Source organism: Paenibacillus albidus, from assembly GCF_014644435.1.
GTDB classification, from domain to species: Bacteria; Bacillota; Bacilli; order Paenibacillales; family Paenibacillaceae; genus Paenibacillus_AQ; species Paenibacillus_AQ albidus.
In genome coordinates, this window is the sequence record NZ_BMKR01000041.1 from 52,854 (window position 1) to 63,133 (window position 10,280).

Genomic DNA, 10,280 nt, shown 5'->3' on the forward strand with positions numbered 1-10,280 from the left:
TCTACACCACCTTTATATCGAGCGACATCGTATGCTCCCCGCCGGAAAACTTATGACTGCACTGATCCACCAGAAAAAGCTGAGTCTCCAGGGCATCCAGCAGTACATAGATAAGGTTGCCTGCACGGACCCGCAAATCGCCAATGGCCTGCACGGAGAGACTATGCTTTTCCCGGTTATGCAGCTTGAGCAGCATGTCTGCATTCTCCTGGATTTGTGCGGCATTTGCCTTGTCGTCGGCTTTTTTGTACAGATGGAGAATCCCCCACCGTTTCACATTGTCCTTGTCGCTGACCGGATAGAACTCCCGTTTGCCGCTCTCCTTGTTGTCCTTATAGAGATAAATCGTATTGTAGGTGTCATCATCGATGCTTTTTTTGAGCGAATACTCATAGAGATAATGCCCTTCGCCCAGCACCAGATCCAGCTTCATCGAATCCATCCCCCGCAGCGTCAGCTTGCCGAAGTCATCGTAAAAAGTCATCAGCTGCCCCTTCTTCTCCATCTCACCGCCAATGGCCCCCATAATGATATCCAGCAGTTTCTTATCATCTTCTATTAAAGAGGGCATGCGGTAGGTGGCTTCTTCCAGCACTCCGGTCTTCAAGCCGTAGTCCTTGGCAATTTTCGTGATGAGCTCACTGGCTGTAACATCCTGAAGCACATAACTTCCGTTGCCCAGCAGATAGCGGATCTGGTCATAGGCTGTCAGTTTGATCTCCTGATCACTGCCCGAATCGATGCTGAAGATGAACCCGTAGAACACATCGATTCCATCTTTACGGAACTGGATAATATCGCCGTTGCTGACCGTGAATTTGGGGTGCTGGTAGATTCCACTGTCCACAACGGTCATTTCCAGCGTCGATGGTTTGCCTGTCCGGGCGGTCTTCCAGGAGATATCAGAGACAATCCCCGAAATATCCCACATGAGCCCTTCTTTGTTCTTCAAAAGCAATTCCATCCGCTTCACCTCCTACGGCAGCTTAAGGACTTTGCCGATCGGCAGCTTCTTCAGCTCACTGTCCTTTATGCCGTTAAGCTTTTGTATCACCTTGTATTTCTGTCCGTCACCGAGGATCTTTTTGGCAATACTCCACAGATTGTCGCCCGCTTTCATCGTGTACGTCTTGGGTGCCGTTTTATCACTCGCCCGCTTGGGCTCTGTTTTCGCTTCACCTTTGACGATTTTTACGGGACTGGCCTGATAGAACACGTATTTTTTGAGCGAAAGCGAATATTCAATATCTCCGGAGGTTCCCGCACTAAGCTTCCAGCTGAAGCTCTCAATACTGGCAGCCATATTCAAGGCAAAATCATTCGGTGCGGACGAATCCTCACGCTCTCCCTTTAAGCTCACTCCAGATAACACAAAACGGATCGGCCGTCGGCTTTTCATCCATTTCTGGATCATCAGCACATATTCAAAAGGCCGCAGCAGCCGGTTTTGTCCTTTTTTGCCTACGACGACAAAGGGGTAGTGCTGTGCAGGGAAGACACTGTCAATCGTAATCTCCGTCAGCTTCGGATAGGCAATGGCATTGATTTCACCCAGACCGACAATGGTATAGCTTTTGCTGTCTCCCGACTCTTTGATTTCCAGCGTCTCCGGGTTCACAGGCAATCGGAAGAGATCCTCCAGCCCATTAAAACTCAAGAAAAAACCGTATTCTTCCACGTTACGTATACACCCCCTGCGCCGTTGAAACAAATTCCTCATTCAGCTTTTGCCCGATCTTCGTGATGATCGTATCGATGTCCCCGGCATTATTGATATTGCCTGTGGTCACCTGCACCGTTGGCGTCAGCTCCACAAAGTTCTGAATCGCCTGAATCTCCGCCAGCTCGCGCATCATCTTGAGATCCTCACTGGAGATGTCCACGGTGTCGCCTATGGAACCGACCTCATTCACTCGGTTGACGTTATTCAGGTTGCCGCCTTGATTGGCGAACAGATTAGGGGTACCCTGCGTCTGACCTCCGTTTAGTGGCGGTGTAACCATCTTTTTCATTTCTTCTGTAGCGTCTCTTCCCTTATCCGTTAATGAACTTCCAATACCGTCAGCATAGTTTTTACCCTTTTGATAACTGGTATTAAAGGCATCCTTAGTATCCACATAAGTTTTGGACTCTGTCTTTTGTTGGGCAGCTTTGTCCGTCGGTTCGAGCGCTTTAAAGCCTTGACGATACTTATCAATCAAATCGCTGGCACTATGGGGAATTTTCGGTTCAAGCATATCAACCTTTATTTCTCCAATCCCCATCATGTCAAAGAACGGAATAGTGCTTAACGCATCAATCATGGCATTAAATTTACCAAGCACCCAATTGATTGCCTTTGCCATCACCTGCATAAAGCCGCCCGCAAAGCTTTCAGCACCAACCGCCATATTATATAAAGCATTAAGCACGCCCATACCCATGTCATAAAACAATTGTTTCACAAAATCAATAGCAGAATTAACGCCGTTAACAATGCCATCCCAAAGATAATTGAATCCATTTTGCAGCCCAATCCATATATTCTGAAAGACGGCCATTAACCAGCCAAAAGCTCCTACAATGGCGCCAACCACCTCACTTGCCGATACGCCGAGTTGCTGCAGCACGAATATCAGGATGGCAATGACTGCAATCACGATCAGAATCGGCCAGTTGGCAACCAGCCAGGCTGCAGCAAGCAAATATACCTGAACGATCATGGCTGCCAGATAGACCATCGCTATTGCTATAAGAATCGGCTCAATAATAGACCAATTCTCCTGCACCACACCGGCCAGCCAAAGTAGTCCATCCACAATGATCCCGATAGCATTGGCTATCACCAGAAAACCATTTGCCATTGTGTTAATCAGTGGGGCCAGTTGGCCCGAGATGAGCGCTTGATTCAGCGTATCCATTACAGGCCGCAGGGCTCCCAACGCTTTTTCACCGATTTTCCCCATTGCCGCATCAACGTTTTTATTCATCTTGTTCCAATCAGCAATATCTCCTGGTTGTTTTTTTACAGCAGCCTTAACCGCCTTCTCCCCGAAAGACTTAATCTTGTTAAAGGGAGTAACCCAATCGGCTGTTTTCAAAAAGTTTGATATTTTAGAGTCAGGTCTTGGCGGTGTTGGAGGTGTAGGGGGCACCGGAGGATCTTTTTTTAGATTGATCTTGGGTACAGGTACTGGCTCAACCTTAACCTCAGGTTTTTTTTCTTCTTTCTTCTCTTCCTTTTTTGCTTGCTTATCGAACCCTTTCCACCATTCCACCTTCTTGGCCTTTTCTTTTTCCGCCTTGGCAAGCTTCTCAGGAGGAGAAGTATTCACTATACTCATTCCCAGCTGCTGTGACTGACTGGCCTGCTGACTCTGCTCGACTATGATGTCTTTGGATACAACAATCTGTGGCGGAATCTGTTTGAACCCTTCCAGCACCGTATCATTGATATCCTGCAAAGACTGGCCCACCTTGTCCATAGAACGGCTCAGATCATTGGCTGAGCGTATTAGGGTTCCCTGCATGCCCTTAATCGAACGGTTGACAAGATCCAGGTTTGTACCTATGCGCAGACACTGTTTGTGTACCTTTTTCCAAATGCCCAGAGACTTTACAGGCAGCATCATTGCTTTAGAAGTACCTATCTTCATTTTCCCACCCCCTTTATATCACTATCTCCTTTTCCCCTTGCTACGCGACTGCTCCCGCTTCTCCTTCTCCACCCGGACTGCGATCATCGCATAGATCGCGGCACGTTCACGGGAGGAGAGCTTCATCAGCTCATGCGGCAAAATATGCAGCTCATGGAGGGCGTAGTAGGCCAGGTTGGCCTCACTGTCGCCCCCGTTAATTAGTTTTTTACTTCATCCACCAGCTCGTTCATGTCGGTGCCGAAGCCGTTAAGCGCCTGCACCCGTTCACCAAGCGCCGCGAATTCGCCGGGGAGCAGCATTTTGCGCAGCAGCGTTTCCGCCCCAAGCACACCATAGGAGCGCTGCAGTTCCGCATTTTTCAGATCCGGGTGCACCACGCTTGAAGTCATGAGCTTGGCCATATACTCATTGGGATCGATATCGGAGGTGTATACGCCGTTTTTGCCTTTCACTTTGCGGGTAGCCGCTTTGCGGCATTCCTGGTTCTCGTCCTCGGTCATGCTGCGCAGCTTCCAGGCCACCGGGTGACCCTCCTTATCCTTAAAACGCAACGAGACCACAAATTCCTCCGTCGTGTCACAAGCCACATTTTGCGCAAAAAACAAACTTAATTCACTCATGATTATCCTCCTTAAAATTTCAGATCACAGATTGTGTACAGAATAAAGAAGAGACCCGTCGTCGTCACGCCCGGGCCTTGCACTCTCTCATCCCTCTATATTCCCCTTGCCGCTTACTGTCCCGAACCCGCAGGGGCACTGAACGATTGGGCGATCTCCACATCTTCAAACGTAAAGCTTACTTCTTCCTCCAGCGCATCCGATTCGGTATCCAGGGAGGCCATAATTACGCTGTCCAGATTGACGCCTTTGAGAATGATCCGCTGCGCGCCCACACTGGACGAAGGATCTTCATTCGTAACCTCAATATCGAAATATTGATCGACTCCGGTCTTCATATAATCAAGCATCATTTGGCGGAAACGGCTGGTCATATAAAAAATCGTCATCGTCCCGCTGCCCGACCAGCCGGTCGCTTTATGCTGTACCCCGCGCCGTCCCAGTGTCTTCACTTCCGCTTTTGTTTTCTCCACCGTGGCTTCCAGCGTCTTCACATAAAACATCTCTTCCGTCTGTGTGCCGATAACGGCATAAGCGCGGCCTTCCTGGCCCGACAGGGTATCACTGGCTTTCAAAAATGCCATCTTAAACCACCTTCACTTTCATATATACTTTTTCTACGGCGTCCACCGGCTTCACCGCTACATCCAGCACAATGCTGTCACTGTCCGTCCCGGCCACAACCACCACATCCGTCTGCGCATTAAAGCCTTCAATCGCTCCGATATTCTGGAGATCATTCATATATGTCGCACATTGCGACCAGAACAACGCCCGCCCATCCTCATTGTTGGCAACCTTGCCGACATAATAATTCTCGAAAATGCGCTTCAGATCGTTCGCAATCCCGTCCAGCACACGCAACACACGGTTTTTGGAAAAAGCTTTGCCCTTGGCCGGCGAATACGCCGTAAAGGTGTTGATATCCTGTTCAACCACCGCCCGGCCGCCGCTGTAGGTGAACAGCAGATCCCCGCTGAGCAGTGCAGCCGTTGTCTCGGAATGATTCAGGCGGACATCCGCATCCACCGCATCATCGTAGGCCTGATAGGTCAGTGACTCATTCACCGCAGCCGCTGCTGTAGCACCCGCTACCCAGGCTACGGCAGCCACTTTATCAATCACCGTGTCGTCGCTCAGAACAACGCCGTTCTTGACGCTGATGACACCTTCATGCCCGGCGGCCGCATAATCCGCCACCACGGCTTGAACCTTCTTTCCTTCCGTATCCCGCAGTCGTTTCACAAAAGACGTATATAGCGCCTTAAGCGAATTATCCTGCGATACCAGGCCCACCGTCTGAAAATCCTGAACCTCCAGAGCTGAGAGGAAACTGCTGTGCTCCTGATTGGTTACGGTACCATTCGCGCCACCTGTTAGCGGCATAGCAGCGGCGGTCTTCAGCCCTTCAGTTCCATTGACCTGAAACTGTACATAGCTGTTGGACTTCAAATCAGCGGCAGTCTCCACCGTCTGCTTCTCTACCTCTGTCCCCTGCAGCAGCGTTTTTACATCAAACAACACTTCGTTCTCAATGTTCTGTTCAATGACGACCGTCAGATCATTCCCGCGTTCGCCGCCATAAGCAGCCGTTGCCTGCAGTCCATTGCCGGTTACAGCCGCCTTGATGCCGCTATTCAGACGGTACAGCAGCAGCGTGCCTGCCCGCTTCAGCGCTTCGCGCACCGGCTGCAGAACCGCATCCGTCAGTTCGTATCCGAACAGCTTGTGCATATCATCCTGTGGTGTTACTTTGACAATCGTTCCGGACTGCCCCCAAGGCAATGCAAGTGCGAGTGCGGTGATGCCGCGTTCCCCCATTTTACCGATCGTGCTTTGTTCCGAAGCGACATTCACATATACTCCCGGACGCACCTTGTTTTGTGTTGTCCATGTTCCTCCAGCCATTAGATAACCTCCTCATTTAAAAAAAGCTTAAGTAATTGTTCTGCCTCATCCAACGTGTAACGATTATCATCCTGCAAAATGACGTCCAGCACATCTTTATGCTTCGGCGTAAAAAGCGTCGATGCCAGCATCTGCTTTTTACTGAAGGCGGTAGTGCCAGCTTCCTGTGTGCTCATTTCAGTCGTTCGCCTCCTGCCATATGGCCCATCTTCACCGCATCAGGCGCTTCCCTTTGCAGATAGAGCATATAATCCACCGTCACCAGCGGCCCACGTCCATCTGTTCCGGCTTCCCAGGCCTGCCGCACCATCCGATAGGAGTCTTCCATCTCGGTCAGTGCCTCGCTCAGCCGATCCGCCATCGCCTCCGCATCCAGCGGACTTCCTTGTTCATAACGAATGCCAAACCGATAGACTGCCAAGTACCTGTCCTGGCGCTGCCGGTCATACGTAGCCGAGATCAAAGCCGGTTGAAAATAAGCCTGCTGCGGCTTCTCCCCTTCCTCATATACCGGCACGTCCGGAAAATAAAGCTCCAGCGCCGCCGTAATGCTGGCCCGTAATTGCTGTACAGACATCTTTCCTTCCTTTCCCGGCCACAACCTGCGGCCGCTGATATATCAATCAACCTCCCAACCTGGCCTATGCGAGAAGAAACAATCACCACCTGTTAATTTTTTCCGGAATCCATACGGAGTCTCTGGTAGAGCATTCATGCTCCTGTGGTGTTCTTCTGCTTCATTTGCCATGTTATAATCATAGCCCTTTATTGTCCGCATGGAGGTGGTCATAGGGAGGGGTTAGGGACGAGTTATGGCGATAAAAAGTAGAAACATACGTTCGTATTTTATAACAAAAAAAGACCGCATCATCTTGTGGATGATACAGCCTTGGTATGCTTTATAGATCTCCCGCTTTTATCCCAGGTCTTTTTTCAATAGAGCCTCCAGGGACAACATCCCCAGATCCGTCAGCGCCAGAGCCATTTTGTAAAAAGCCTTCGACCGGATCTTCACATAAGTATCCTTGCTGACCGGCGGATCAAATACATGATTATAAATGGTATAGTCGTATAGCTCGTCTCTTTTCATATAACGTTCACGGACCAGTTGCTGCTCCCTGCTGTCCAGCCTTTCCACTACGGAATCAATAGCTGCACAATAAGCTCTCCGCGCCGCAGGCACATCTACATTATGGGCGGCAATGGCCGCTGTCTGATCTGTAACGGTATGTGTAGGTCCGTGAAACCGCTCCGTATAGGAATAAGTAGTGCCTGCCTCTTTCGCTTCAAATGTTACCGTCTTAAAAATCCGGTATTTCTCCAGCATATTTTCTATAGCAACCTGTGTGAGCCTACGGTCCAGCTCCGGTAAAGAAGATAAGTTCATCATGGGTACACGCTCCTTTGTGAATTCAATTTAAGAGAATAGTTGCGGAAAACTTTACAGAACTATGGTAAAATTCAGTTGTTCGCATATTGTTCGCCTTTTTCAATAATATACCACTTCTCTTCCAATCCAGTAAAATCCCGTTTGAGAGCGTTTAAGCCGAATTAATGCCATTAATCCCTCATTATCTTGCCTTTTGGCAATAAACCGCCTGTTGTTGTTTACCTCTTGGCAAAAATGGCTTATATTAATTACAACAGGCCAACAGTCGATAAGGAGTGGTTAGGGATGGAACAGGAATTCGGAGTGTATCTAAAACAGCTTCGGGAAGCTCAGGGACTGACAATTAACCAATTGGCAGCGGCAGCGGGCATTAGTGGTTCACAAATTTCACGAATAGAAAATGGTTTAAGGGGCGTACCGAAGCCGGCCACCCTGCGCAAGATTGCAGATGCCACTGGTGTGTCATATGAGGAGCTTATGGATCATGCCGGGTATTTGCAGGAACAGGGGCTTCCCCCCGCCGAGAGTGCCCCGGAGTGGGCCACAAGCAAGGATAAGCGGGACTTCCGCAAGATGCTGGAAGATGACGGCGAGTTGATGTTCGACGGGATTCCTCTCGACAAAGAGGATAAACAGAGGATTAAGGATGTGCTCACGGGACTGTTCTGGGAAGCCAAGCAAATGAATAAACGCAAGAAACCGAAGATCTAAATACTCTATCATGCTGCAGGTGAAAACAATGGATGATTTAATCAATAAGCTTATTAAGAAGTATAAAACCAACTGTCCATTTGAACTTTCCCGGGCACTGGGTATCCATATTCGGTTCATGAACTTGGGCGCAGGCACTAAGGGTCTTTACTATCGCAAATTACGGAGAAGATTTATTGTTATTCATAATGAACTGCCCTTGGAGTGGCAACGGTTTGTCTGTGCACATGAATTAGGACATGATCGCCTTCACAAAGGAATCAACCGTTTTTTCTTGGAGGAACAATCCTATTTTTCCCCGGGGAAGCTGGAAAGGCAAGCCAATAACTTTGCTTACAAGCTGCTGTCTGCCGATCATATCCCCCATCAGGATGAACCTTTAGCAAGCTTTTACCAGCGGATTGGCATCCCACCGGAGCTTCGTTATTTAGGGGAGGACTATACATGAAGCACTAGCTTTAACAGCGATCGGAAGAACTCCTGAACCCGTAGCGGGCTCTAGTGACAGACGGCAACATACTAAAAGAAAACAACAAAAAACTCTTACCGAAGTAAGAGTTAAATGCCAACTATAATGTTGAAGAATCGGGATGACACGATTTGAACATGCGACCCCCTGGTCCCAAACCAGGTGCTCTACCAAGCTGAGCTACATCCCGAAACTATGAAATTATGGAGCGGGTGATGGGAATCGAACCCACGCTATTAGCTTGGAAGGCTAAAGTTCTACCATTGAACTACACCCGCAAAGAAATGAAATCGGGATGACACGATTTGAACATGCGACCCCCTGGTCCCAAACCAGGTGCTCTACCAAGCTGAGCTACATCCCGATAATATAAAGTTCTTCATGACTTATGAAGAAAATGGCGCGCCCTGAGAGATTCGAACTCCCGACCTTTTGATTCGTAGTCAAATGCTCTATCCAGCTGAGCTAAGGGCGCAAATATAATGGAGCGGACGACGGGAATCGAACCCGCGACCCTCGCCTTGGCAAGGCGATGCTCTACCGCTGAGCCACGTCCGCTAATAATGGTGCGCGTGGAGGGACTTGAACCCCCACGTCAAAGACGCTAGATCCTAAGTCTAGTGCGTCTGCCAATTCCGCCACACGCGCATAATACTAAGAAAAGTGAGCCATGAAGGACTCGAACCTTCGACACCCTGATTAAAAGTCAGGTGCTCTACCAACTGAGCTAATGGCTCATAAGTTAGGGGTCTCCGATAATGTCCGGTTTAACCTCCAAAGCTTAACCTCACCATATAAGTGAAGTGGCTGGGGATATAGGATTCGAACCTATGAGTGACGGAGTCAAAGTCCGTTGCCTTACCACTTGGCTAATCCCCACTGTTGGATACCTCTATATTGTCCATAAACTCTTCAATTTATGAAGAACAATATGGTGGAGGCTGAGGGGATCGAACCCCCGACCCTCTGCTTGTAAGGCAGATGCTCTCCCAGCTGAGCTAAGCCTCCATATGTATGGTGACCCACAAGGGGCAAGGATAAGTAATAATTGGTGACCCGTATGGGATTCGAACCCATGTTACCTCCGTGAAAGGGAGGTGTCTTAACCCCTTGACCAACGGGCCTTGTAAATTTGTGGAGCTCTCAACCGGATTCGAACCGGTGACCTCTTCCTTACCATGGAAGCACTCTACCTACTGAGCTATGAGAGCATGGCTCCCCGAACAGGACTCGAACCTGTGACAACTCGATTAACAGTCGAGTGCTCTACCAACTGAGCTATCAGGGAATATACGCTTGGCGACGTCCTACTCTCCCAGGACCCTTCGGTCCAAGTACCATCGGCGCTGGAGGGCTTAACGGTCGTGTTCGGGATGGGTACGTGTGGAACCCCTCCGCTATCGCCACCAAACATGATTTATCGAAGCTTCCGCTCCTCAAAATCGCTGCGAGAGAATATCAGACCTTTAAAAGGAACGACACTCTGCTCAGGCTCAATCGCCTGAAAACTGAATCCGAATCGAATTTGCGTTCTATATTTATTT

At 49.2% G+C, this 10,280-nt stretch carries 11 protein-coding genes, 12 tRNA genes and 1 rRNA gene; 2 read left to right on the forward strand and 22 right to left on the reverse strand.

The features are described from left to right. Position 1: 1 nt before the first annotated feature. The 9 genes from IEY53_RS29250 to IEY53_RS29295 form a co-directional block, all read right to left on the reverse strand. The gene (locus tag IEY53_RS29250) at positions 2–964 is read right to left on the reverse strand and encodes an XkdQ/YqbQ family protein (RefSeq protein ID WP_189031245.1); all 963 of its coding nucleotides are present in this window, start codon (positions 962–964) and stop codon (positions 2–4) included. 12 nt (positions 965–976) lie between these two features. After that, positions 977–1,678: a LysM peptidoglycan-binding domain-containing protein gene (locus tag IEY53_RS29255; RefSeq protein WP_189031247.1), complete on the reverse strand. Its 702-nt coding sequence runs from the start codon at positions 1,676–1,678 to the stop codon at positions 977–979. A gap of 1 nt (position 1,679) precedes the next feature. Continuing rightward, positions 1,680–3,635, reverse strand: a complete 1,956-nt coding sequence (locus tag IEY53_RS29260) for a phage tail tape measure protein (protein ID WP_189031249.1) — start codon at positions 3,633–3,635, stop codon at positions 1,680–1,682. Between the two features lie 200 nt (positions 3,636–3,835). Beyond that, complete coding sequence (locus IEY53_RS29270) at positions 3,836–4,258, reverse strand: phage tail assembly chaperone (RefSeq protein WP_189031250.1); 423 nt, start codon at positions 4,256–4,258, stop codon at positions 3,836–3,838. Positions 4,259–4,371: 113 nt separating this feature from the next. Next, positions 4,372–4,842 (reverse strand): phage tail tube protein, encoded by a 471-nt coding sequence (locus tag IEY53_RS29275; RefSeq protein WP_189031251.1) that lies wholly within the window; start codon positions 4,840–4,842, stop codon positions 4,372–4,374. Between the two features lies 1 nt (position 4,843). After that, complete coding sequence (locus IEY53_RS29280; protein ID WP_189031252.1) at positions 4,844–6,166, reverse strand: phage tail sheath family protein; 1,323 nt, start codon at positions 6,164–6,166, stop codon at positions 4,844–4,846. Beyond that, positions 6,166–6,342, reverse strand: a complete 177-nt coding sequence (locus IEY53_RS29285; RefSeq protein ID WP_189031253.1) for a hypothetical protein — start codon at positions 6,340–6,342, stop codon at positions 6,166–6,168. The genes IEY53_RS29280 and IEY53_RS29285 overlap by 1 nt, the downstream gene beginning before the upstream one ends. After that, positions 6,339–6,743 (reverse strand): phage tail terminator family protein, encoded by a 405-nt coding sequence (locus IEY53_RS29290; RefSeq protein WP_189031254.1) that lies wholly within the window; start codon positions 6,741–6,743, stop codon positions 6,339–6,341. The genes IEY53_RS29285 and IEY53_RS29290 overlap by 4 nt, the downstream gene beginning before the upstream one ends. 339 nt (positions 6,744–7,082) lie before the next feature. Continuing rightward, complete coding sequence (locus IEY53_RS29295) at positions 7,083–7,553, reverse strand: ArpU family phage packaging/lysis transcriptional regulator (protein WP_189031266.1); 471 nt, start codon at positions 7,551–7,553, stop codon at positions 7,083–7,085. A gap of 288 nt (positions 7,554–7,841) precedes the next feature. Between IEY53_RS29295 and IEY53_RS29300 the strand changes: the two genes are divergently transcribed. Together IEY53_RS29300 and IEY53_RS29305 are read left to right on the forward strand one after the other, a co-directional pair. Beyond that, positions 7,842–8,267, forward strand: a complete 426-nt coding sequence (locus IEY53_RS29300; RefSeq protein ID WP_189031255.1) for a transcriptional regulator — start codon at positions 7,842–7,844, stop codon at positions 8,265–8,267. A gap of 28 nt (positions 8,268–8,295) precedes the next feature. After that, a complete protein-coding gene (locus IEY53_RS29305; RefSeq protein WP_189031267.1) occupies positions 8,296–8,715 on the forward strand; it encodes an ImmA/IrrE family metallo-endopeptidase in 420 nt (139 codons plus the stop codon). 137 nt (positions 8,716–8,852) lie between these two features. Here the strand turns inward: IEY53_RS29305 and IEY53_RS29310 are convergent. The 13 genes from IEY53_RS29310 to rrf all read right to left on the reverse strand — a co-directional run bounded on the left by IEY53_RS29310 (position 8,853) and on the right by rrf (position 10,147). After that, positions 8,853–8,926, reverse strand: a tRNA-Pro gene (locus IEY53_RS29310). Between the two features lie 14 nt (positions 8,927–8,940). Then, positions 8,941–9,014: transfer RNA gene (locus IEY53_RS29315), tRNA-Gly, on the reverse strand. 12 nt (positions 9,015–9,026) lie between these two features. Then, positions 9,027–9,100 (reverse strand) — tRNA-Pro (locus tag IEY53_RS29320). 34 nt (positions 9,101–9,134) lie between these two features. Beyond that, positions 9,135–9,211, reverse strand: a tRNA-Arg gene (locus IEY53_RS29325). A gap of 8 nt (positions 9,212–9,219) precedes the next feature. Next, positions 9,220–9,294: transfer RNA gene (locus IEY53_RS29330), tRNA-Gly, on the reverse strand. Positions 9,295–9,300: 6 nt separating this feature from the next. Further along, positions 9,301–9,384: transfer RNA gene (locus IEY53_RS29335), tRNA-Leu, on the reverse strand. A 16-nt stretch (positions 9,385–9,400) separates the two neighbouring features. Then, a tRNA-Lys gene (locus IEY53_RS29340) sits at positions 9,401–9,473 on the reverse strand. Between the two features lie 67 nt (positions 9,474–9,540). Further along, positions 9,541–9,615 (reverse strand) — tRNA-Gln (locus IEY53_RS29345). Positions 9,616–9,668: 53 nt separating this feature from the next. Next, positions 9,669–9,744, reverse strand: a tRNA-Val gene (locus IEY53_RS29350). A gap of 41 nt (positions 9,745–9,785) precedes the next feature. Beyond that, positions 9,786–9,860: transfer RNA gene (locus tag IEY53_RS29355), tRNA-Glu, on the reverse strand. An 11-nt stretch (positions 9,861–9,871) separates the two neighbouring features. Then, positions 9,872–9,947 (reverse strand) — tRNA-Thr (locus IEY53_RS29360). A 1-nt stretch (position 9,948) separates the two neighbouring features. Beyond that, positions 9,949–10,024, reverse strand: a tRNA-Asn gene (locus IEY53_RS29365). A gap of 6 nt (positions 10,025–10,030) precedes the next feature. Next, positions 10,031–10,147: ribosomal RNA gene (gene rrf, locus IEY53_RS29370) — 5S ribosomal RNA — on the reverse strand. Positions 10,148–10,280: the final 133 nt, after the last annotated feature.